Origin of the sequence: Duganella sp. HH101, assembly GCF_001758795.1 — a bacterium.
GTDB classification, from domain to species: Bacteria; Pseudomonadota; Gammaproteobacteria; order Burkholderiales; family Burkholderiaceae_D; genus Rugamonas; species Rugamonas rivuli.
The window spans coordinates 405,338-427,534 of sequence record NZ_LRON01000002.1; the positions used below are offsets into that span (position 1 = coordinate 405,338).

18 protein-coding genes, 1 tRNA gene and 1 pseudogene are annotated in these 22,197 nt (G+C 58.4%); 12 read left to right on the forward strand and 8 right to left on the reverse strand.

The genetic code is table 11. The features are described 5' to 3' along the window. Positions 1-34 precede the first annotated feature (34 nt). The 5 genes from acs (at position 35) to DUGA2_RS33330 (ending at position 4,439) form a co-directional block, all read left to right on the forward strand. Positions 35-2,023 (forward strand): acetate--CoA ligase, encoded by a 1,989-nt coding sequence (gene acs, locus DUGA2_RS04510; protein WP_070267465.1) that lies wholly within the window; start codon positions 35-37, stop codon positions 2,021-2,023. Positions 2,024-2,194: 171 nt separating this feature from the next. Continuing rightward, positions 2,195-2,285, forward strand: a tRNA-Ser gene (locus DUGA2_RS04515). A 200-nt stretch (positions 2,286-2,485) separates the two neighbouring features. After that, a complete protein-coding gene (locus tag DUGA2_RS04520; protein WP_141753186.1) occupies positions 2,486-3,289 on the forward strand; it encodes a hypothetical protein in 804 nt (267 codons plus the stop codon). Positions 3,290-3,297: 8 nt separating this feature from the next. Then, a complete protein-coding gene (locus DUGA2_RS33325) occupies positions 3,298-3,849 on the forward strand; it encodes a hypothetical protein (protein ID WP_141753187.1) in 552 nt (183 codons plus the stop codon). A gap of 20 nt (positions 3,850-3,869) precedes the next feature. Beyond that, on the forward strand, positions 3,870-4,439 hold the full coding sequence (locus tag DUGA2_RS33330) for a hypothetical protein (protein WP_141753188.1): 570 nt from the start codon (positions 3,870-3,872) through the stop codon (positions 4,437-4,439). 90 nt (positions 4,440-4,529) lie between these two features. Here DUGA2_RS33330 and DUGA2_RS04530 read toward each other — a convergent pair. Next, a pseudogene (locus DUGA2_RS04530) lies at positions 4,530-5,670 on the reverse strand (IS3 family transposase). A 135-nt stretch (positions 5,671-5,805) separates the two neighbouring features. Between DUGA2_RS04530 and DUGA2_RS04535 the strand changes: the two are divergent. Then, on the forward strand, positions 5,806-7,197 hold the full coding sequence (locus DUGA2_RS04535) for a hypothetical protein (protein WP_070267469.1): 1,392 nt from the start codon (positions 5,806-5,808) through the stop codon (positions 7,195-7,197). 207 nt (positions 7,198-7,404) lie between these two features. On the opposite strand, the gene DUGA2_RS04540 is transcribed toward DUGA2_RS04535, so the two are convergent. Next, positions 7,405-8,592: an HNH endonuclease signature motif containing protein gene (locus DUGA2_RS04540; protein WP_083296202.1), complete on the reverse strand. Its 1,188-nt coding sequence runs from the start codon at positions 8,590-8,592 to the stop codon at positions 7,405-7,407. Between the two features lie 720 nt (positions 8,593-9,312). On the opposite strand from DUGA2_RS04540, the gene DUGA2_RS04545 reads away from it, so the two are divergent. Continuing rightward, entirely contained in the window at positions 9,313-11,379 is a 2,067-nt protein-coding gene (locus DUGA2_RS04545; RefSeq protein ID WP_083296203.1) for a response regulator, read from the forward strand. Positions 11,380-11,417: 38 nt separating this feature from the next. Here DUGA2_RS04545 and udk read toward each other — a convergent pair whose 3' ends face one another. The 3 genes from udk to DUGA2_RS32430 all read right to left on the reverse strand — a co-directional run bounded on the left by udk (position 11,418) and on the right by DUGA2_RS32430 (position 12,940). Continuing rightward, on the reverse strand, positions 11,418-12,056 hold the full coding sequence (udk, locus tag DUGA2_RS04550; protein ID WP_070267474.1) for a uridine kinase: 639 nt from the start codon (positions 12,054-12,056) through the stop codon (positions 11,418-11,420). Between the two features lie 228 nt (positions 12,057-12,284). Continuing rightward, positions 12,285-12,704: a type II toxin-antitoxin system HicB family antitoxin gene (locus DUGA2_RS04555; protein WP_070267476.1), complete on the reverse strand. Its 420-nt coding sequence runs from the start codon at positions 12,702-12,704 to the stop codon at positions 12,285-12,287. 59 nt (positions 12,705-12,763) lie between these two features. Then, positions 12,764-12,940, reverse strand: a complete 177-nt coding sequence (locus tag DUGA2_RS32430; protein ID WP_071658851.1) for a type II toxin-antitoxin system HicA family toxin — start codon at positions 12,938-12,940, stop codon at positions 12,764-12,766. Between the two features lie 253 nt (positions 12,941-13,193). On the opposite strand from DUGA2_RS32430, the gene DUGA2_RS04560 reads away from it, so the two are divergent. The 3 genes from DUGA2_RS04560 (at position 13,194) to DUGA2_RS04570 (ending at position 15,416) form a co-directional block, all read left to right on the forward strand. Then, positions 13,194-13,652, forward strand: coding sequence for a nuclear transport factor 2 family protein (locus DUGA2_RS04560; protein ID WP_070267477.1), 459 nt, complete (start codon positions 13,194-13,196; stop codon positions 13,650-13,652). Positions 13,653-13,681: 29 nt separating this feature from the next. Further along, complete coding sequence (locus DUGA2_RS04565; protein ID WP_070267479.1) at positions 13,682-14,533, forward strand: GNAT family N-acetyltransferase; 852 nt, start codon at positions 13,682-13,684, stop codon at positions 14,531-14,533. A 91-nt stretch (positions 14,534-14,624) separates the two neighbouring features. Further along, positions 14,625-15,416, forward strand: coding sequence for an SDR family NAD(P)-dependent oxidoreductase (locus DUGA2_RS04570; RefSeq protein ID WP_070267480.1), 792 nt, complete (start codon positions 14,625-14,627; stop codon positions 15,414-15,416). A 59-nt stretch (positions 15,417-15,475) separates the two neighbouring features. Here the strand turns inward: DUGA2_RS04570 and DUGA2_RS04575 are convergent, their stop codons facing one another. Next, on the reverse strand, positions 15,476-17,056 hold the full coding sequence (locus DUGA2_RS04575; protein WP_070267482.1) for an isocitrate lyase: 1,581 nt from the start codon (positions 17,054-17,056) through the stop codon (positions 15,476-15,478). A 389-nt stretch (positions 17,057-17,445) separates the two neighbouring features. Between DUGA2_RS04575 and DUGA2_RS04580 the strand changes: the two genes are divergently transcribed. After that, the gene (locus DUGA2_RS04580; RefSeq protein WP_070267483.1) at positions 17,446-20,148 is read left to right on the forward strand and encodes a phosphocholine-specific phospholipase C; all 2,703 of its coding nucleotides are present in this window, start codon (positions 17,446-17,448) and stop codon (positions 20,146-20,148) included. An 88-nt stretch (positions 20,149-20,236) separates the two neighbouring features. Here DUGA2_RS04580 and DUGA2_RS04585 read toward each other — a convergent pair whose 3' ends face one another. Next, positions 20,237-20,566 carry a PilZ domain-containing protein gene (locus DUGA2_RS04585; protein WP_083296204.1) on the reverse strand — a complete coding sequence of 110 codons (330 nt, stop codon included), beginning with the start codon at positions 20,564-20,566 and terminating at the stop codon, positions 20,237-20,239. 85 nt (positions 20,567-20,651) lie between these two features. Further along, the gene (locus DUGA2_RS04590; protein ID WP_070267485.1) at positions 20,652-20,906 is read right to left on the reverse strand and encodes a hypothetical protein; all 255 of its coding nucleotides are present in this window, start codon (positions 20,904-20,906) and stop codon (positions 20,652-20,654) included. Between the two features lie 95 nt (positions 20,907-21,001). Between DUGA2_RS04590 and DUGA2_RS04595 the strand changes: the two genes are divergently transcribed. Further along, complete coding sequence (locus tag DUGA2_RS04595) at positions 21,002-22,171, forward strand: MFS transporter (protein ID WP_070267486.1); 1,170 nt, start codon at positions 21,002-21,004, stop codon at positions 22,169-22,171. Positions 22,172-22,197: the final 26 nt, after the last annotated feature.

A 22,197-nucleotide genomic window follows, 5' to 3' on the forward strand; every position in this document is an offset into this window, starting at 1 on the left:
TTATAGCAAACGATTACAACCTCTGGAGACAAGCATGAGCAGCACTACTACCCAACAAGGTCCACAGGAATCCCGCGTCTTTACGCCACCGGCGGCGTTTGTAGCACAGGCCACCGTGGCCGGCATGGAGGCCTACAACGCCCTGTGCGCCGAAGCGGCGGCCGACTACGAAGGTTTCTGGTCGCGCCTGGCGAAGGAAAACCTGGTGTGGCAAAAGCCGTTCACCAAAGTCCTCAACGAAGACAACGCACCTTTCTACAAATGGTTCGAAGACGGCCACCTGAACGTCTCGTACAACTGCCTGGACCGCAATCTGCAGAACGGCAACGCCAACAAGACCGCCATCATCTTCGAAGCCGACGACGGCAAGTCCGTCAATGTCAGCTACAAGGAATTGCATGAGAAGGTCTGCAAGTTCGCCAACGGCCTGAAATCGCGCGGCATCAAGAAGGGCGACCGCGTCATCATCTACATGTCGATGTCGGTGGAAGGCGTCGCGGCCATGCAGGCTTGCGCGCGCATCGGCGCCACGCACTCGGTGGTGTTCGGCGGCTTCTCCGCCAAATCGCTGCAGGAGCGCATCATCGACGCCGGCGCCGTGGCCGTCATCACCGCCGACGAGCAACTGCGCGGCGGCAAACAGCTGCCGCTGAAAGCCATTGTCGACGAAGCGCTGGCGCTGGGCGGCTGCGACACCATCAAGGACGTGATCGTCTACAAGCGTACCGGCGGCAACATCAACTTCAAGGAAGGCCGCGACCTGTGGCTGCACGAGCTGGTCGCCAACCAGTCGGCCGAGTGCGAACCGGAGTGGGTGGATGCCGAGCATCCGCTGTTCATCCTGTACACGTCGGGCTCGACCGGCACGCCGAAGGGCGTGCAGCATTCGAGCGGCGGCTACCTGCTGTGGGCCGCGCTGACGATGAAGTGGTCTTTCGACATCAAGCCTGACGACGTGTACTGGTGCACGGCCGACATCGGCTGGGTGACTGGCCACAGCTACATCGCCTACGGCCCGACGGCGGTGGGCGCGACGCAAGTGGTATTCGAAGGCGTGCCGACTTTCCCGAACGCCGGCCGCTTCTGGGACACCATCGCCAAGCACAAGGTCAGCATCTTCTACACCGCGCCGACCGCGATCCGCTCCTTGATCAAAGCGTCCGACGTGGATGCGAAAGTGCATCCGAAAAATTACGACCTGACCTCGTTGCGTTTGCTGGGCACGGTGGGCGAGCCGATCAATCCGGAAGCGTGGATGTGGTACTACACGCAGGTGGGCGGCGAGAAATGTCCTATCGTCGACACCTTCTGGCAGACCGAGACCGGCGGCCACATGATCACCCCGCTGCCGGGCGCGACGCCGATGGTGCCGGGTTCGTGCACCTTGCCGCTGCCGGGCATCATGGCCGCGATCGTGGACGAGGCTGGTGTGGATGTGCCGAACGGGCAGGGCGGTATCCTGGTCGTCAAGCGTCCGTGGCCGTCGATGATCCGTACGATCTGGAACAACCCGGACCGGTTCAAGTCGAGCTACTTCCCTGAGGAGTTGGGCGGCAAGATGTACTTGGCTGGCGATGGCGCGATCCGCAACAAGGATACGGGTTACTTCACCATCACCGGGCGGATAGACGATGTGCTGAACGTGTCGGGCCACCGCATGGGCACGATGGAGATCGAATCGGCGCTAGTGGCCAATCCGCTGGTGGCCGAGGCTGCGGTGGTGGGCAAGCCGGACGATACGACGGGCGAGTCGATCTGTGCGTTTGTAGTGCTGAAGCAGGCACGGCCGACTGGGGACGAGGCCAAGAAGCTGGCGCTGGAGTTGAGGAATTGGGTGGCCAAGGAGATTGGACCGATTGCCAAGCCGAAGGAGATTCGTTTTGGGGATAATTTGCCGAAGACGCGATCGGGCAAGATCATGCGGCGCTTGCTGCGGGTATTGGCCAAGGGCGAAGTGATTACGCAGGATGTGTCCACGTTGGAGAATCCGGCGATTCTGGAGCAGTTGAAGGAAGCTTCCTGATCGGACGCATGTCATTCCCGCGAAAGCGGGAATCCATGCTGAGTTTGCCGTAGCCGGAAGTTCAGAATGGCGCCGAAAGTGGCAAAGATCCAGGCGTGCCAAATAATGTTGGTACTCTCTGGAATCTTTGCTATAATTCGCGGCTTCTCCGAAAGGGGAAGAAGTGATGCAGGAGAGGTGGATGAGTGGTTGAAGTCGCACGCCTGGAAAGCGTGTATAGGTTCATAGCCTATCGGGGGTTCGAATCCCCCTCTCTCCGCCAAGGATAAGTTGTTGATTTAATTGAAGAAAATCCTCCAGTTTTGGGGGATTTTTTTTATGCCTGTACTATAGAACGCGGTTGTACTATTCACAGTCTGTTACTGGCATCGTACTGATGTTGGGAGACTCTGTGGGTTGAGAGGCGAAGATTTTTTATCTTCGATCAGATCAAATTTCGCTCGCTAATGTTATAGTCCAATCATGACTGTTGAACACCTTTATCCCTTTGCAGGCGATCATGCAGTGCAGACTGCTGCGATTGCGCTTGAGTGGCAGGGCGATCTCTCTGATCAGACCTTGTTGCGTATTTATAGCCTTGCGGACAAGCTCAAGCCATTCTTCGACAAAGTCGACCTCCAAAAGATGATGATGATCAATATTGGCGATGCTGGTGCCAGTACGAATCATACGGATGGTCTTGGGGCAGTGGTTTTCCAGAAAGCTACCCCTTTGGGGACAGTAGCAAAACACCTGATGGTATCAAGGAATAACTGTACGTTTATTGTTAACGACTATTCTCGTTGGGCCGTCATGTTGGAAGATGCGAAGCGAAATTTCTCTGTCATCCTGCCTGTAATACTTGCCGATAAGGCCATTAGTGCTATAGGCCTGCAATATACGGACTCGTTCACTTGGAAAGAGGATCCGGATAATCTGGAGATGGCTAACATTTTTCGCAAAGAGTCTCCATTTATACCTTCTAATGCAATGGCATTGAAGACGTTGTGGCACAACCACCATGGTTACTTGGAGAGCTCAACAAAGCCTGTACCGCATACATTGCTAAATAACGTTAATGTGACCGTCCAAGACGTCTCTGGTGAGCGTAATATTCAAATTGCTACATCTCATAGGGCTTCGCTGAATAAACCGTTGAGGCTTAGTACTGAATCCTATCTTGACGTTTTCACAAGTGTTGAGAACCACATGCACATTGCGAACAAGGCCCTACTGGGTAAGTTGCTCACAGATGATGTGGCGGCTAAGATTAAGCTCAACGCATAAGGTAAAAAATGGAACCTATTAGCACAATGATCTTGTGGGCCGCCTCGCTGGTTGCTGTTCCTGCCACTGTTTCTCCCAAGTGGACGCAGGATAAAGAGATTCGGATTCCGAGCGATATTGGCACAGTTGTTCGGGATTATTCTCGAATGACGCCGGCACCGACCAAGGAAATGCGACCGTTAACAGAGGGAAGCTCGCTGAGTGATCCTGTTTTTGCGGAGCTACTGTCCTATAAATCGTTCCGCGATGGATGGGATGGCGAGGATAGTGTTGCGCCTGCGAGCTCTGACGTTGATTGTGCTATTGAGTTTGTTCGTATGCTTAGATCGTTGTTGCCTCTTCCTGGGGCGATGCTCGATCCGAAGGGTGATGTCGGCTTATATTGGAATACTGATCAAGCATATGCTGATATTAACTTTGATCGTGACGGCACTATGTCGTTCTATCTGAGGAACCGATCTACTGGCGCAGAGTCATTCCATGAAGGTTTGGATCCAAAAAATCCTTCGGCATTACTATACCTTATGGAATTGCTGACCCCTATGCCGCTAGCAGCATAGGTGACCCGTTGGGAGACTGTTTGGATTTCTTCTCCGCCCATGAAATGGACGGAGAGCGTTGTAAGGCTCTTCAAAAGCTAGAGGAGGCAACGGTCATTGCTTGGGAACGTGAGTCTGCATCTGTGCATTCTCCAGGCCCGGTAGAGGACCCTGAGGTGCTGTACCGGCAAATGCTGAATCCCACGCATTATGATGCGACAAATAAGATTCTCAAAGCGACGGCATTTGCTGACACCTCTGACAAAGGGGGCTCAGTCAACCGTGCGAATCTCCAATCTTATGAAGAAGCCGTTCAAGCAGCTACGGTTCGAGTTGCTCAGATTAATGAGCGGAAGCCTGGCGGCGCAAAGGTTGATTTATGGGAAATCATCGAGCTTCGTTGTCAGGATGTTCGGGACATTAGCACGTTGGCCCAGCCTGATCTACCGGCTCGTCGCGCCTTCGCTGTCTTTGACACAGCGCTTGAGGATGCTCCTTCGCATGCAGACATTTGTCAAGTTGCACCCGGCTCTGCCACGGGTAGGAGCGCTCGATCTAAATTGCTTGATTTAGCTAACGCGTATTTGCGTACGCGCGAGCATGCAGCGTAGGAACTGTGCCACTTGCTTGTCATAGGATGCGATGTTGACCTGAGTTGTTATTCCAGAGTTGGCCTTCCCCCAACGTCACGGATACTTCCGCTAGGCGCATTTTAGATTTTCAAACTGTACCGGGCTGAGATAGCCGATGGTGGAATGCCGCCGACGTGGATTGTAAAACCTTTCTATGTAGTGGAACACGTCAGCACGTAAATCATCTCTTGTCCGGTAGTGCTTTTTGCTCAGGCGTTCGGTCTTGAGCGTTGAGAAGAAGCTCTCCATGGCGGCGTTATCCCAGCAGTTTCCACGGCGGCTCATGCTGCATACAATGCCGTGGGATTCAAGCAAACGCTGGAAGTCCTCGCTGGTGTATTGAGAACCTTGGTCGGAATGATGCAGCACTGCCTTGGGTCGTCCTCGACGAAAGATCGCCATCAACAATGCATCCATCACCAGCTGCGCCGTCATCGTCGGTTGCATCGACCAGCCTACCACGCGCCGCGAATACAAATCGAGAACGACTGCGACGAACAACCAGCCTTCGCCAGTCCAGACATAAGTGAAGTCGGCCGCCCACTTCTGATTCGGCCCAGATGCTTCAAACTGCCGGTCCAACAGATTCGGCGCAATCGAGTGCACTGCAGCCTCAAGCTGCCCCGGTGTACGACGGCGCTTGTGCCGTGCCTTGATGCCAGTGGCCTTCATCAACCGGGCCACGCGGTTCTCACTACAAGCAAAGCCAGCATCCATAAGGTCTCGCACTACGCGTGGGGAACCGGATGTGCCATCGCTCGCTTCGTGACTGTGCCTGATAGCCTGCAGTAGCTGGGCGTTCTCACGCTCGTGCGGGCTCATCGGTCGGTCGAGCTAGTCGTAGAAACCACTGGTGGACACGCCGAGCAGGCGGCACATGGTGCGCGTGGGCCATATCCTTCGATACTTGGCGATGAAGCTGTACTTCACTTGAGGTCGGCTGCGAAGTAGCCGAGCGCTTTTTTAATATGTCACGCTCTGTCTTAACCTTCGCCAGTTTACGCCGCATGCGCTCATACTCCTGGCCGGAAACCTTCTCCCCGCCGCCCACTTGCCCGTCTACATTGGCATCTCTGCACCAGCGCCCCAATAAATTAGCGCCAACGCCGAGGTCGCGGGCGATACCAGCTTTACTTGCACCAGGCTGGCCTACCAGCTTGACTGCTTCGCGCTTAAACTCTTCAGAAAACAACCGTCGTTCACGTGCCATGTAATACCTCCGATAGTGACATCATACCTATCGAAAGTGTCCGTCACTCTGGGGGAAGGCCAATGATTGCTGCGTGGTGAGTGATCTGATCTTGTCCGCTTAGCGGACAAGAATGAGTTCAAGTTGAAATGAGTAATGCTGCACCTATACGGCGTGTTAGACTCTGCGCTTTTTTTCTCACGCTGCCTTATGGTTCATCTCACATTCCTGACCTCAGATCCCGAAGAAATCGCGCTTGCACAGCGATACTGGGCCATGGACGATCTGGGGAAGTACAAAGAAAACGTAGCTGACTTGTTACCTTTTCGAGATATCACGCTCACTGCGCAATTGAGCGCGCATATGCGCACTATCGTGAAAGCAGTAGACCACAATCAACAATGCCCAAAGTGCGGTAACTTTGAGGTAGTGACGAATCGCAGTCAGATCAAGCGCAAGGCTCAAGTCATGCGATTCAAATGCGACTCCTGCTTGGGAGCTGAACGGGCGGTCGCCGAAGCCCAGCGACAAGAGGCAGCAAACGAGCAGTCCACGTTTCTCGCTTTGCTAGGCGAGAGGCGTAGCGCCATCAGAACTGAATACTCCGCACTGCCGGCCGATATCGTGCTGCTGTTGATGGCGCTGGATCAAGCCATAGACCCACGATTAGCTCAAGGGTCATTCCGTGAAACCGAGTGCTCTGCGCTCGTCCCCGCTTGTGTTGGCCATTTTATTAAAAAGCTTCGTGATGCACAGGTCATTATTGATCACCCAGCGCTGGCCGCTTCGGGCGCGTACGAACTTGAGGAGGGCGAGCTTTCGTATTATCCCAAAAAGGTCGTCTACAAGCTTGTGCCAGACCCTGAACTATCTAACAAAGCGGCTCTGCACTTGCTCTCAAAAATGGAGCTAACCGACAATGCCGCGATTCGCGGTCTGTGGCTCGATTACGCAGCCGCTGATTGTATGGCGTACTTAGAGAATCAGTGTGAGTTCCACGGCCTGTCACTGGACTATGACACGCATGAAGAATTTTACAGTTCGGCTCGGGTCGCCTTGCAGGAATATAGCGTAGCAAGAGTTTGGAACGTGATTTGGCGAATTGTACGTGAGGTGCTGGTACTTGCCGCGCGCACTTACTCCAACAAAACCAAAGCCACAGCAACCCTTCCAGGAAAACTGCGACGTCACTTGGAAAAGGTGGAGCGAGGTGATGTGAAGCCTCTGGAAGATTGGGACAGGCCTGACTGGCAGGGCAGCGGGACCCTTGGCAACCTATTCACCAAGCTGTTTTCGATTAACGAGAAAACGCCAGGTGCCGACGTGATGACTATGTTCCCTGACCCCGTATCACACGACGACACTCTCAGCATGCAAGACGAAACGCTTCGTCTTGCTGCACACCACCTACTTAGCGCCGCAGTTGCGCATGACTTAGCGGCCAACGCCCTCTTATGTTTGGCTAGCGGTGTTAAAGAGGGACTTGATCTTAACGACGCGATTAGCCGAGTATTTAAGCAACTGCCTGGACTCAATGAGCCATATTAAGCAGTCGCTGGCGGAGGCTACTGCGTAACGCGAATGCAAGCATCCGCTTCCGTCTTGCCGACTGCTGTTGGTCAGTGGTTGTCCGCTTAGCGGACAAAGTGCGGATGAATTCTATGTGGTCGCTGACCGGGTGCGTCGCCGCCCTTGACCGGGTAATCGACCACGGCAAAGGTAGATGCCTATTGTCAGGGGGGCGCTCCGGTTTTTTTACCATTCGGATTCTTCTTCATTGAAGTCATTTCCAAAAACGCCTTCGTCTTCGTCGTCGAACCCTTCGGCTATATCTCGCTCATGCCTTTTTTGATAAGCGATCAGAGGGGTCTTGTCGATGTACGTTGTCGGCTGTGCGATGAGAAGTGGACTTGCTTTTACCAGAATGTCTCCGCCCTCTTGCTTATCTACCGTTCGGATCAAGCAATAAATTACGTACCGGTTCTTACCTCCGATGCGAGCGATTGCAGACGTGGACATCAAGAACATGGGATCCAGAATCCATTCGATGCGGATATTTTTGCGCGAGTAGTGCATCATTATCGGAGGGGTTGCAGCTACGATGGGTAAATCTGGACCTTTGGCACATACTCCTCCTATAAAGAATGCATACTGCCCTTCCGTTGCTTTGAGCTTTGTGCGTCCCGCTGACGCTGCGGCATCCAAGTCAATGAATTCAGTGACAGTAGCGATTTCCTGCATCAGCTGCTTATAGTGTTCTGTCTCCTGGTGTGTAATGTAGTCAAAAAGGTAGCGGCCTCCGGAGAGCTTCGTTTGAACAAACCTCTGATCAAATGAACCATCCTTCTTCAATATGCGAGCGCGTTTGAGACGGTCGGTTAGTCCAGTGGTCGGGATCTCCTTGAACAAACGTACACACAGTTCTTCGATCCGGTTGACATTGACGTAATCAATAGCATCGTCGTTCACTTCGATCATTTGCGCAGCTCGTCGAACGTTAGCGACTAAAACTTTCTGTTCCCAAGAAGTTTTTGCATTTCTTATCTGATTAACAGTCAGGCGTAGCGACAGCCCTCTTTGGTGGGCCAAGTCATGGTCATTTGGACAGAGGACTGCCAGATTATCGTAGCTGTTGTCCTGTGTTTTTTCGTACTCGACTATGTGATGAATGATGTACGCATGCCCCTTCATTCCCTTACATACACAACAAACAAAGTTGCTGCGTTCGAGGAGTAGCTGCACGACGCCAGAATCGATCGCGGCACGTCGGACCGCAGCGGTAAGAGCTTTGGCCTCGCCTGTGGTCAGCCCATACTTTGACACCATGTCTCTCTGGCTAAGCGTTCTGACTTTTGAAATAGTCAGTCCTACTTCGTTTGCTTTTTCGGCGAGGAGATTGGAAACACCGTATCGCAATAACGTGGCTAGAGTTCTTTGATTCATTGGTAGTGAGAGAGCGGGATGGGGTTAATGCGGTGACGCAAGGCTTGGTTTGGCTGAGTTCGGCCGTCGGCCACGAGGATAGCATCTTGCCAATCTGAAAATGCACGAATTTCGCACTTTCGAAGTCTTTGGCGACGTGCACAGCGCTCGCGAAGAAATTGCCTGCACGAATTATTGGAAATTATGGCTGACGTATAATTATTGGCCAGCCAAATTTTCAATAATTTTCTGGATCGCGGTGGCTGTACTATTGACTGAAATCAGTCCCTGCAAAAACAAGGACTTATCGTAGGAAGTATGCGAGAACTATAGTACAGGCGGCGAACTGTAAGATTCTGTTTTTAAAGGGAATTTTCCGTAAGGAACGAAGAGGTTCATAGCCTATCGGGGATTCGAAGGCATCGCCCCTACCGGGGCGAGCCTCTCCGAATCGTCCAATTGCTGCCGCGTAGCGGCAGCGCGCCGGAGGCGCCGCGCGCAGCGCCCGCAAAATCCCCCAAACACCATCCCCCCCTAACATCCACCCCCTCGCTTCCCCAGACAACAAATGCCCTACGTAGTAAGATGGACAAGCGATTCCTCCCGGTCCCAAGCCGACCAAAAGCGACCGTCGCGATGATCGAAGATGCAAGTGAGATGTCCGGCCTTTAGATAAGGGCCAGGTACAAGGCCCCGAATCCCGGGAAGCTATCTTGTTTAGCACTGCTGGATGATCGACCTATGGAATCAACAATTCAAAGTGACGAGTTCATCAGGTTAAATTTCCCCCGGTTAGCGGCTGCACTGGAATACATGCCGGTAGGTGTAACCATTGTAGATTGCGACCTGACCATCAGGTTCTGGAACCCGGCCTTTTGCCAACTACAAGGGTTTCAGGTTGAAGTGATGCACCCCGGCGTCACCATGGCCGACGTATTCCGTTGCATCGCCTTGCGCGGGGACTACGGACCAGGCGACATCGAAGAACTGGTGGCCGCCCGGGTGGAACTCTGCCTGAAGTTCCAGCCCCACAATTTCACACGAGCCCGGATGGACGGCGTCTTACTCAACATCATAGGCCGCCCCATCTATGGCCTGGACGGCAAGGTTAGCGGATTCGTCACCATCTACCACGACGTGACCTCCGAACGGCACTACGAAGAACAGCTGGAGGCCAAGAACAAAGAACTGCAGCAAGCCAAGCAGCAAGCCGAAGCGGCGAGCATCGCCAAAGGCCAGTTCCTGTCCAATATGAGCCACGAAATCCGCACGCCGCTGAACTGCGTCATCGGCATGGCCTACCTGGCATTGAAGACCGAACTAGATCCGCGCCAGCGCGACTATCTGGAAAAAATCCGTTTCGCCGGCGAGCACGTGCTGGGCATCATCGACGACATACTCGACATTTCCAAGATCGAGGCTGGCAAGATGGACATCCAGCACATCGACTTTTCGCTCGACCAGGTGGTGCAAACGCTGACCACGGTCGTAGCGCCGAAGGCGGCCACCCGCAACCTGGAACTGGTGTTCGACCTCGACCCCAGCTTGCCGCCGGTGCTGGTGGGCGATCCGCTGCGGCTGGGGCAGGTGCTCATCAACTACGCCAACAACGCCATCAAGTTCAGCGAGCAGGGCCGGATAGAGATCCGCGTGCGCAAGGTGCTCGGCGACGCCAACGATTGCCTGGTGCGGTTCGAAGTGAGCGACCAGGGCATCGGCCTGAGCCAGGCGGAGGTGGCCAAATTATTTGTCTCCTTCCAGCAGGCCGACACGTCGACCACGCGCGAATACGGCGGCACCGGCCTCGGCCTGGCAATCTGCAAGGAGCTGGCCCAGCTGATGGGCGGCGATGTCGGTGTCGACAGCCAGCCCGGGGTGGGCAGCACGTTCTGGTTCACGGCCCAGCTCGGCGTTTCGTACAAGACCATGTCCACGCTCATCAACCAGATAGGCGACGCGGCCGGCGAGCTGCTGGCCAGCGCGCACACGTCGGTCATGATGGCGGCGCTGAGCGCGGCCCGCATTTTGCTGGTCGAGGACAATCTGTTCAACCAACAAATTGCGCAGGAAATGCTGGAAGAGGTGGGCGCCACCGTCTGCCTCGCCAACAATGGCGTGGACGCGCTGGAGCTGCTGCGCCGGAGCGATTTCGACTGCGTTTTGATGGACGTGCAAATGCCGCTCATGGATGGGCTGGAAGCGACCCGCCGCATCCGCGCCGATCCGCAGCTGAGCCATATACCGGTGCTGGCGATGACGGCCACAGCCACCACCGAAGCCCGGATGCGCTGCATCGATGCCGGCATGAACGATTTCATTTCGAAGCCTGTCCATCCGGCCCTGATGTACCAGACCGTCGCCAATTGGCTGCCTCCGCGCGCGTTGCCGGGACAGGCGCGGCGACCGCAGCCGCCGGAGCCAGCTGCCAAGTCCGGCATCGACGACGACCGAGCCGTGATGGACTTATCGGTGCTGGCCACGCTGCTTGGCGACGACCCGCTGAAGCTGCGCAAGTTTGCCTATAAATTCCTGCTCAGTTCGCAGGAGGGTGTCCGCGACATGGACGCTGCGCTGCTGCGCGGCGAGGTACAGACGGTGCGGGAGCTGGGGCACCGCATCAAATCGGCGGCGCGTAGCGTCGGTGCTTTCCGCATGGCCGATGTGTGCGAGGATCTGGAGCGGCTTGCGCCGGGGGAGGCCGCCAGCGAGGTGGCGGGGGCGCGCTCCAAGGTGGAGCAGTTGAAAGACTTGTTGGAGCAGGTGACGCAGCACGTCATGCAGACCACCGCCTGCTCCGCTGATGATTGAGCCGCCCTGCATGGGCCGGCGACTCCCGATAGGACCGGTTACGGCTTCAACTGCCCGATAACGCTCGCCACCTTGGTCGTAATCATGTCGACTGCAGGGCCATTGGCGCCGTGCGGAATAATGATGTCGGCGTTGCGCTTGGTTGGCTCGATGAACTGCTTGTGCATCGGGCGCACGGTTTCCAGATACTGGCCGACGACGCTCTCCACCGAGCGGCCGCGTTCAGTAATATCGCGTTGCATACGGCGGATGAAGCGGATATCGGAAGCGGTGTCGACATAGATCTTCAGCGACATCATGTCGCACAGGTCCGCGTCATACAGGGCAAACAGGCCTTCGATCACGATCACCGGGGCCGGCTTGACCGGAATGGTCCGGTTGGAGCGGTTGTGGATCGTGAAGTCGTACTCCGGCATCTCGATCGCTTGGCCATTGCGCAAGGACTGGATATGCTGCACCAGCAATGACCATTCGAACGCCTGCGGGTGGTCGTAATTCTGCTGGGGGCGAACTTCGGGGGAGAGATGGGTTTGGTCGCAGTAGTAATCGTCCTGCATCACGACCGAGACCATGTCAGCGCCAAACGCAGCCAGCACTTTCTGGGACACGGTGGACTTGCCACTGCCGCTACCGCCTGCGACGCCAATAATAAACGGTTGGAAGGAAATCGTATTCATGCCGAATGATACCGGAACTGCGGCCGGACGGACAGGGAGCGGCTAATCCCAAATGAAGCTTCCCGTGACCCCGCCTAGTCACAGTCAGCCAGCACTTTCAATTTAATTTGTTCACCCGTTGGCACATTGGCGCCATGCTGGTGCTGCTAGCGCCCCCTGTCGTCAGCTTTTTTCTCTATACCGCTCCCTGCCGTTCGTTAGGGCGATTGATCCCTCTCGGCGAAAATTTTATACAGCTGTAAATTCCAGTCGCTTGCCGAGGCATCCAAGAGCTTGCTCGACCTTGTCGATTTTTGTGGTGTGGTGGAGGTCAATCAAGCGGTTCACCACCTGAGGAATTGTGCCCAGTCGCCTTGCCAGCTCCGAGGGGCCAACTTTTTGCGCGAGCATTTCATTCAGCAGCAAGACTTTAACTGCAACGCTTGCCGGCAGAGCGACCATGAGTTCATTTGGCAGTGCTGCTGAGGGTGAGGGGACGATTCGACGGTCCTCAAAATAAAAATCCATAGAGGAAATTAGTACATCCTCGGCCATTGCCATTGCTTCGGCGTCATCATCTCCTTGAGTGATTGCCTCCGGTATATCCCGGAAGGTGACGACATATCCGCCTGCTTCAAGATCGGGTTCAAACCTGGCTGGATATTGCATACATGCTCCTTTCGCAGGGAGTTTGAGATGTGAATTGCGAGGCCCCGTCGGGAGCTGTCTCACTTCAGGTTGAGTTGTTTTTTAACGCCTTCAACGGTCCCGGTTTTTAGCTCTTTCGCCGGGTGTCTGGGTAAATGGCTACAGCGACCGTTCAGGTAAACCTTCAGGTGGTTTGTGCCGTCTTTGAAGGTTGCGCCTTGCTGGGTTAGCCATCGGACAAACTCGCTCTGTTTCACTGCGCCTCCGTATGCGGCGGTATAACGATATTAAGCAAAATTGTTTAATCCATCAAGCGCAATTAAGCAATTTTGTTTATTGGTTGGGATTGGCGCCGGAGAGGGGCAACAGCGTGCACCAGGGATCAAGTATTGTTTGGATGCAGTGTCGCGATGTGTGTATGCTCAAGACCAAAACAATTACCCGGTTCACGTTGCCTGGGACAGGAATTTGTGTTTTCATGTTTGCGTTATCTCTTAGATAAGGTTGCCCATGAAACGCTCTTTGATGGCCCTTTTGTTCGCAGTCTCGCCGCTGGCGGTATATGCCGCCGATGCCACCGATAACCAGTTGATCGAACGCGCCGTGCGCGACTATATCGAGTCGCAGCACAAGACCGATCCGGCACGCATGGAGCGCGGCATCGACCCCAAGCTTGCCAAGCGCACCTACTGGCAGGCGGCCGACGGCTCCGAGTTCATCATGAACACCGACTTCGACGCCATGGTCAAGGTAGCCCGGACCTACAACAAGGACGGCACGAAATTCCCCGCTCAGCCACGCGTGGATATCAAGATCCTCGATGTCGACCAGCGTGTGGCGACCGTCAAGCTGACCGCCGACGAGTGGATCGACTATATGCACTTGTATAAGAACCAGCGCAGCGAGTGGAAAATCGTCAATGTGCTTTGGCAGTACCACGACACGGCGCGCCAGGTCAGTAAAAAGTAATCGACGCGCGTTACGACCAGGAGGAAATCATGGTTGCATCACGGCTGGAAATACGGAACATGAGCGAGGCTGAGCTCGGTCTCGCGCTGGACTGGGCGGCCGATGAAGGCTGGAATCCCGGCCTGCATGATGCTGCTTGCTTTTACGCCACCGACCCCGAAGGTTTTCTGATCGGCGTGCTGGACGGCGAACCGGTCGCGAGTATTTTCGCGGTCAGGTATGGCGCCGGCTTCGGCTTCATCGGCGGCTACATCGTCAAGCCCGCCTGGCGCGGTCGCGGTTATGGTTGGGCGCTGTGGCAAGCCGCGATGCAGCGGCTCTCAGGCCGCAACATCGGACTCGACGGTGTGCTGGCGCAACAAGCCAATTATGCGAAGTCGGGATTCCATCTCGCGCATCGCAATTTTCGATATGAGGGACGAGGCGGCGGACACTCGGTGGCCGCGCACGCAACCGTGCCGCTGTCCGCGTTGAGCGATGCGGAAATCTGCCGCTATGATCGCCGCTACTTCCCGGAGGCGCGCGCCAGCTTCCTGCAAGGCTGGGTGCGGCAGGAGCAGCATATTGCGCTCGGCGTTGCGGGCGCCGGGGGACTGTCTGGATACGTGGTGGCGCGGCCGTGCCGCAGCGGCTACAAAGTCGGTCCTCTGTTTGCCGATACGCCTGCCGTCGCGGAGCAGCTGTTCGCGAGCGTGCTGGGCAAGCTGACGCCGGAGCAGCCGGTGTTTCTCGATGTCCCGGAACTGAATCCTGCGGCCGTTGCGCTTGCCGAACGCCATCAGATGCAACGCTGCTTTGAGACGGCGCGCATGTACACGCGGGAAGCGCCCGAGCTCAGCATGGACAGGCAGTACGGGATCACGACCTTCGAGCTGGGCTAAATGGGAGAGGAGGCGCGGGAGGCTTCTTGATACACTGAAGCGGTAGCCGATACGACGAGCACCAACTTGAGCCTACCCTAAGGAGATCGACATGGACTTGCAACTCAGTGGCAAAGTAGCTTTGGTAAGTGGCAGCACGGCCGGCATCGGCTACGCGATAGCGCATACGCTGGCCCAGGAGGGCGCGAGCGTGATCGTCAACGGCAGGACGCAGGCCGGGGTTGACGAGGCGGTGGATCGCATCCGCTCGGAGACGCAGGGCACCGTCCACGGCTATGTCGCAGACCTGAGCCGCGCCGAGGCGGCGACGGAGGTCGTTCGGCTTCATCCCACTATCAACATCCTCGTCAACAACCTCGGCATCTTCGAACCCAAGGCCTTCGAAGATATTCCCGACGAAGATTGGCTGCGCTTCTTTGATGTCAATGTGCTGAGCGGCGTGCGCCTTGCGCGCCTGGTGCTGCCGGAGATGAAGCGGGCGAACTGGGGACGTATCATCTTCATCTCCAGCGAAAGCGCGGTGCAGATCCCCACCGAGATGATCCACTACGGCATGACCAAGACCGCGCAACTCGCGGTATCGCGCGGGCTGGCGGAATCGGTCGCCGGCACCGGCATCACGGTCAACAGCGTATTGCCCGGCCCGACGAAATCGCGTGGCGTGGGCGACTTCGTCGCGGACATGGCGCGAGCCAGCGACAAGAGCTTCGAGCAGGTAGAAGCGGAGTTCTTCGATCACGTGCGGCCGACCTCCTTGATCAAGCGTTTCGGCACGCCGCAGGAGGTGGCATCGTTGGTGGCCTACGTGGCAAGCCCGCTGGCATCGGCGACTACCGGCGCAGCGCTGCGTGTCGACGGTGGCGTTATCAAGAGCGCGTTCTGACGGCGGTTATGGCCGAAAAAAAAGCTCGCCGCGGCGAGCTTTTTTTCTGACACTAAATCTTAGAACTGGTTCATCGTGTTGTCTTTACCAGCGGCCTTCAGCGCTGCTTCGCCGCTGAAGTAATCCTTGTGGTCGTCGCCGATGTCCGAGCCGGACATGTTCTGGTGCTTGACGCAGGCGATGCCTTGACGGATTTCCTTGCGCTGCACGCCGGCCACATAACCCAGCATGCCCTGGTCGCCGAAGTATTCCTTGGCCAGGTTGTCGGTCGACAGCGCGGCGGTGTGGTAGGTCGGCAGCGTGATCAGGTGGTGGAAGATGCCGGCTTCGCGGGCCGCATCGGCCTGGAAGGTGCGGATCTTCTCATCGGCGGCGATCGCCAGTTCGGTCGTGTCGTATTCCACGCTCATCAGCTGGCTGCGCTCGTAGGCCGAGACATCCTTGCCTTCGGCCTTCATCGCGTCATACACCTGCTGGCGGAAGTTCAGCGTCCAGTTGAACGATGGGCTGTTGTTGTACACCAGCTTGGCGTTCGGGATCACTTTGCGGATTTCGCTGACCATGCCGCCGATCTGGGCGATATGCGGTTTTTCGGTTTCGATCCACAGCAGGTCGGCGCCGTTCTGCAGCGAGGTGATGCTGTCGAGTACGCAGCGCGCTTCGCCGGTGCCGGCGCGGAACTGGAACAGGTTGCTCGGCAGGCGCTTAGGACGCAGCAGCTTGCCTTCGCGCTTGATGATGACGTCGCCATTGCCCAGCGCGTCGGCCGACACTTCTTCGCAATCGAGGAAGGAGTTGTACTGGTCGCCCAGGTCGCCCGGTTCGTTGGTGACGGCGATCTGCTTGGTCAAGCCGGCGCCCAGCGAGTCGGTGCGGGCGACGATGATGCCGTCGTCCACGCCCAGTTCCAGGAAGGCGTAGCGGATGGCGCGGATCTTGGCGAGGAAGTCTTCGTGCGGCACGGTGACTTTGCCGTCCTGGTGGCCGCATTGCTTCTCGTCCGACACCTGGTTCTCCACCTGGATGCAGCAGGCGCCCGCTTCGATGAACTGCTTGGCCAGCAGGTAGGTCGCTTCGGCGTTGCCGAAACCGGCGTCGATGTCGGCGATGATGGGCACGACGTGGGTGACGTGGTTGTCGATCTGCGACTGGATGGCGGCTTTGGCCGGGCCTTCGGCGGCGTCCAGCTGGCGGAACAGGCCGCCCAGTTCGCGGGCATCGGCCTGGCGCAGGAAGGTGTACAGCTCCTTGATCAGCGCCGAGACGGCGGTTTTTTCGTGCATCGACTGGTCAGGCAGCGGGCCGAACTCGGAGCGCAGCGCGGCGACCATCCAGCCCGACAGGTAGAGGTAGCGGCGGTCGGTGCTGTTGAAGTGCTTCTTAATCGAGATCATCTTCTGTTGACCGATGAAACCGTGCCAGCAGCCCAGCGACTGGGTGTACTTGGATGGATCGGCGTCGTAGGCGGCCATGTCGGCGCGCATGATCTTGGCGGTGTACTTGGCGATGTCCAGACCGGTCTTGAACTTGTTCTGGGCGCGCATGCGGGCGGCGGACTCAGGATTGATGGCGTTCCAGGCGCTGCCTTGTTGCTCTTTCAAACCAGCAACTGCCTTGATGTCGTCTTGATATTGGGACATGTGTATCTCCTAAAGAATAAAGCAAGTTTGAGAAAATCTTGAGTGCGCCGCTACGTCTTGTCGAAGCAAACTGCATGACTAAATAGTAGGCTATTCTGGTGCACTGCATCAAGGTCTTATATAAGACATATAACTTAAATTTAGTCTTTGTATTTCAATGGCTTAGATGTTGTATTCCACTATGTAAAATGAATTTTCAAAAAGTGAGGTGGATCGGGCAGGGGATTATTGTGCGGGATTTCGCGATATGAAACGATTTTTCAGTTCTTGAGGTGGGAAGGGGAGATCGGCGAAATTCGCAGGATCGTGCTGTTTTATCCGCACGTTGCAACAACATTGTCATACTTACTCGTTATGATCTTTGATTCCGCACATCAGAGAGACCAGCGATGTCCATCACCCGCCGCAAATTCCTCCGCTACGCCGCCGGTGCCGGCGCCACTGCCAGCTCGATGTTCCCGGACCTGATCCGGCAGGCGCTGGCGGTACCCGCGAATAACGCCACCGGCACCCTGGCCGACGTCGAGCACGTGGTCATCTTCATGCAGGAGAACCGTTCCTTCGACCACTACTTCGGCACGCTGGCCGGCGTGCGCGGTTTCGACGATCCGCGCGCGATCGACCTGCCCGACGGCCATCCGGTCTGGTATCAGCCGGACGGCAGCGGCGGCTACGTGCTGCCATTCCACTTCGACGCCAAGAACACCAGCGCGCTGTCGGTCGGCACCAACCACACGTGGAAGGGCTCGCAAACCACATGGCAGGGCTGGGACGCGTGGGTCAAGCAGAAGACGCCGCAGACCATGGGCTACTTCGACCGTGGCGACCTGCCGTTCTACTACGCGCTGGCGGACGCTTTCACCATCTGCGACGCCTATCACTGCTCGGTGTTCGGCGCCACCGATCCGAACCGGCTGTATTCGCTCACCGGCAGCAACCAGGGCTGGATGGGCGCGATGGGCAGCCTGTACAACATCAACGCGGCCGGCTACTACAACGGCGATCCCGCGCTGGACAATATCTCCGCCAGCGTCACCGCGGGCGCGCCCAACTGGCGCACCTACGCCGAGGTGCTGGAGGCGAACCAGGTCAGCTGGAAGGTCTACCAGGAGTGGGACAACTACGGCGACAACTACCTGGCCTACTTCAAGAACTTCCGCGTCAACGCCGACGGCAGCCGCCTCGACAGCAACTCGCCCTTGTATCGCAAGGGCCGCGTGCTGGCGCCCGGGTCCAACGCGGGCAACGCCAGCGGCACCAAGGGCGACTGGCTGGTCGATTCCTTCGCCGACGATGTGCGCAACAACCGACTGCCGCAGGTGTCGTGGATCAGTTCGCCTAACGATTACACCGAACATGCGCCGAACTCGCCCAACGCCGGCGAGCACATCACCGCGCGCCTGCTGGCCGCGCTGGTGGCCAATCCCGAGGTGTGGTCCAAGACCGTGTTCCTGCTGATGTACGATGAAAACGACGGCTTCTTCGACCACGTGCCGTCGGACCTGGCGCCGCTCAACGCGGGCATGGGCAAGACCACGCTGGCCGACATCGGCACCCACGAAACGTATCAGGGCGTGCCGGTGGGCCTGGGGCCGCGCGTGCCGATGCTGGTGATCTCGCCATGGAGCAAAGGCGGGCGCGTGTGCTCGCAACTGTTCGACCACACGTCCAAGCTGCGCTTCCTGGAAGAGTGGCTGGTGGCGCGCGGCAAGGCCCGCGCCAATGTGCAGTGCGATCTGATCTCGCCGTGGCGCCGCGCCGTGTGCGGCGACCTGACGTCGGCCTTCGACTTCAGCACGCCCAACAGCATCTGGCCGGACAGCGTGCCGAAGACGGCGGCCTACCAGCGCGTCTCCGGCAAGCCGTATCCGATGCCGCCGACGGTGCAGGCCATGCCGAGGCAGGAGCCCGGCACCAGCGCGCCGGGGCCGCGCATCGCCTGCGCCTTGCCGTATGAACTGTCGGTGCAGGGCAGGCTGGCTGGCGCCGGGCAGTTCGCGCTGAGCTTCGCCAACAGCGGCCAGGCTGGCGCTGCCTTCATCGTCTACTCCAGCTTGCGTGCCGATGGACCGTGGTACTACACGGTCGAGGCGGGCAAGGAAATCGACAACGAGGTGTGGAACTGGACCGGCGGCGCCTACGACCTCAGCGTGCACGGCGCCAATGGTTTCCTGCGCCAGTACAAGGGCGCGTTCGCTGCGGCCACGGCCGGTGGCGCGCGGCCGGAAGTGCAGGTTCGCTACGAGCGCGGCAGCGGCAACATCAGCCTGGTGCTGTCGAACCTGGATGGCCAGCAGGCCTGCGGCTTCACCGTCACCGACAATGCCTACGGCGCCGGCACCGCCACTTATCGCGTGGCGGCCGGCCAGACCTTGTCGGTGCCGTTGAATCTGACTGGCAGCTACGGTTGGTACGACCTCGGCGTCACCAGCGACGCCGATGCGCAATGGCTGCGCCGCGCGGCGGGCCACGTCGAAACGGGATTGCCGAGCCGTCCCGATCCGATGATAGGCACCAACCGCGTCAAGATTTTTCTTGGCACCAGCACGCCCAACGTGACGCGCGGCGGCGCGGCGGTGTTCAACTATGCGGCGCCGCCCGGCAAGCTCAATGCGCAGAACTGGATAGGCCTGTTCGCGGCGGGCAGTTCGCCGGGCAAGGGTAACGCGGTGCAGTGGGCGTACGCGCCGAATGCGCGCGGCAGCGCGTCGTTCAACACCGGCGCCATGGCGGTGGGCGACTACACGGCGTGGTATCTGTACCAGAACGCCTACGTGACGCTGGGAGGGCCGGTGGCGTTCAGCGTGACCCAGCTGGCTGCATCGGCCGCCAGCGTCAAGCAGGGGACGGCGATCGCCTTCAGCTATGCGCTGCCGGCATCCAAGGTCAACAGCACGAACTGGATCGGTATCTGGAAAGCCGGTGTCGCACCGGGCAGCGGCGGCTACATCATCTGGCAATACGTCACCGCCGCCAACGGCAGCGCCAGCTTCGATACCAGCAAACTGGCACCCGGCAACTACAGCGCCTGGTGCCTGTACAACGACGGCTACGGCGTGCTGGCCGGCCCGGCTTCGTTCACCGTTACCTGAGCTGCGGCAATCTCACCAAAATCCAGCCGGGAACGTTTGCGATGGAAGCGGCCGCCGGCAAGCTGCAGATGAATATCGTGTTGCCCGATTAACCGGCCGCCAGCAACTGGTCGATGACGGCCACGCTGCCGTCGTCGATGCGCAGGAATTGCACGCCGGTCTTGTAGCCGAGTTCGGCGTCGGGATCGCTGTAGACCACCTGGCCCATGGCCAGCACCTTGTGGCTGGCGTCGCCCAGCTGCACCTGGAAGGAGACGGCGCAGTACTGGGCCAGCCGGATCTGGCTGCCGGTCTGCAGGCTGACGCCGCCATGCGACAAGTCCAGCGTGCGGGCGGTGTGGCGGGTTTCGTCGATCATCGTCAGCGTGGCCGCATGACGGGTCGCGTGACGGCGGGAGACTCTGGCTTTCTGATTCATCGCTGGTATCCCAATAGTAGCGTTGGGAAAAGAATATCAGCTGACGACCGCCCACGGCAAGGGCTGAGGCCGCAAGTGTGGCGGCCTATGTACGTCCTGTCGGGCCCGCCTTGATCGAAGCGACAATGTTGGCCGCCTCCGCTTCCGCCGCCGCGCAGGCGGAGGCGGCGTCGACGAAGCGCTGCGTCACCGCCACCCGGCGCTTCGGGCGTATCTTGATGCGGTGCATGGGCGTGGTGGACGGCGCGAACACCGCGACGTAGGCGCCCCACAGCGCGCAACCCTCCAGCGGCGCCGCCGAAAATTCGATTTCGTACTCGTCGATATACTTGGTCGGCACGGCTGCCTCCTCGATGGCTGGCTTTACGTCGCCAATGTACGCGCTCCGGCCCGGCAACGGCGCGCAGTACCGGGGAATCCATTACAATCCCTGCAATGAATGATACCAAGAATGTCCGCCGCCGTTCTCTGATCGCTGCTTGCAGCGCCCATGCCATCCACGATGGATTGACCGATGTGATCTATGTGCTGCTGCCGATCTGGCAGGCGCAGTTCGCCATCAGCCTGGCGATGGTGGGCCTGCTGCGCGGCGCCTACTCGGGCATGATGGCGGGATTCCAGCTGCTGGCGAGCCGCATGGCCAGGCGCTGGGGCCGCGAGCGCACGCTGATCGGCGGCACCGCGCTGGCCGGCATCGCCTACCTGATCGCGGGCATGGCCGGCGGCCTGACGGTGCTGCTGCTGGCGCTGCTGCTGGGCGGCCTGGGCGCCAGCACCCAGCATCCGCTGGCCTCGTCCATCGTCACCGATACGCATGAGGCGGGCGGCGGCGTGAAGCAAGCGCTGGCGCAATACAACTTCGCCGGCGACATCGGCAAGACGCTGGTGCCGGGCGCGGTCGGCCTGTTGCTGGTGGTGGTGAGCTGGCAGGCCAGCGTGGTGCTGATCGGCTGCCTTGGGCTGGCGGCGGCGGCGCTGTTGTGGTGGCTGTTGCCGGCGCCCACCGGTGCGGCGCACGATGCGGCGCCATCCGCCAAGGCCAGCGTGGGCAAGGGCTCGGTCGGCGGCCTGCGCGCGCTCAATATGACGGGCATGCTCGACAGCGCGGTGCGCATGGGCTTTCTCACCTTCCTGCCGTTCCTGTTGCAGAGCAAGGGCGCCGGCACGGCCGGCATCGGCGTGGCGCTGTCGCTGCTGTTTGTCGGCGGCGCTTTCGGCAAGCTGTTCTGCGGCTACCTGGGCGCGCGCATCGGCATGATGAAGACGGTGTGGATCACCGAGTCGGCCACGGCGCTGCTGATACTGCTGTCGGTGTGGCTGCCGCTGGCGGCGATGATGGCCATGCTGCCGCTGCTGGGGCTGGCCTTGAACGGCACCTCGTCGGTGCTGTACGGCACGGTGCCCGAACTGGCCGCACCCGGCAAGCGCGAGCAGGCCTTTGCCCGGTTCTATACCGGCACGATAGGCGGCGGCGCGCTGGCGCCGGTGCTGTTCGGCCGCCTGGGCGATGTGGCCGGCGTGCCGGCTGCGTTGATGGCGCTGGCGGCCTTGCTGTTGCTGACCTTGCCGTTGTCCTACCGTGTCCAGACATCGCTTGCCGATTGAACCGAACCATTTTACTCAGGAGACTT

Coding starts and splice junctions, on each gene's coding strand:
- DUGA2_RS04595 (WP_070267486.1), top strand. CDS start 21,002: ATGAATGATACCAAGAATGTCCGCCGCCGTTCTCTGATCGCTGCTTGC.
- DUGA2_RS04545 (WP_083296203.1), top strand. CDS start 9,313: ATGGAATCAACAATTCAAAGTGACGAGTTCATCAGGTTAAATTTCCCC.
- DUGA2_RS04540 (WP_083296202.1), bottom strand. CDS start 8,592: ATGAATCAAAGAACTCTAGCCACGTTATTGCGATACGGTGTTTCCAAT.
- DUGA2_RS04520 (WP_141753186.1), top strand. CDS start 2,486: ATGACTGTTGAACACCTTTATCCCTTTGCAGGCGATCATGCAGTGCAG.
- DUGA2_RS04555 (WP_070267476.1), bottom strand. CDS start 12,704: ATGCAATATCCAGCCAGGTTTGAACCCGATCTTGAAGCAGGCGGATAT.
- udk (WP_070267474.1), bottom strand. CDS start 12,056: ATGAATACGATTTCCTTCCAACCGTTTATTATTGGCGTCGCAGGCGGT.
- DUGA2_RS04535 (WP_070267469.1), top strand. CDS start 5,806: ATGCTGCACCTATACGGCGTGTTAGACTCTGCGCTTTTTTTCTCACGC.
- DUGA2_RS04585 (WP_083296204.1), bottom strand. CDS start 20,566: ATGAATCAGAAAGCCAGAGTCTCCCGCCGTCACGCGACCCGTCATGCG.
- DUGA2_RS04565 (WP_070267479.1), top strand. CDS start 13,682: ATGGTTGCATCACGGCTGGAAATACGGAACATGAGCGAGGCTGAGCTC.
- DUGA2_RS33325 (WP_141753187.1), top strand. CDS start 3,298: ATGGAACCTATTAGCACAATGATCTTGTGGGCCGCCTCGCTGGTTGCT.
- DUGA2_RS04580 (WP_070267483.1), top strand. CDS start 17,446: ATGTCCATCACCCGCCGCAAATTCCTCCGCTACGCCGCCGGTGCCGGC.
- acs (WP_070267465.1), top strand. CDS start 35: ATGAGCAGCACTACTACCCAACAAGGTCCACAGGAATCCCGCGTCTTT.
- DUGA2_RS04575 (WP_070267482.1), bottom strand. CDS start 17,056: ATGTCCCAATATCAAGACGACATCAAGGCAGTTGCTGGTTTGAAAGAG.
- DUGA2_RS04570 (WP_070267480.1), top strand. CDS start 14,625: ATGGACTTGCAACTCAGTGGCAAAGTAGCTTTGGTAAGTGGCAGCACG.
- DUGA2_RS04560 (WP_070267477.1), top strand. CDS start 13,194: ATGAAACGCTCTTTGATGGCCCTTTTGTTCGCAGTCTCGCCGCTGGCG.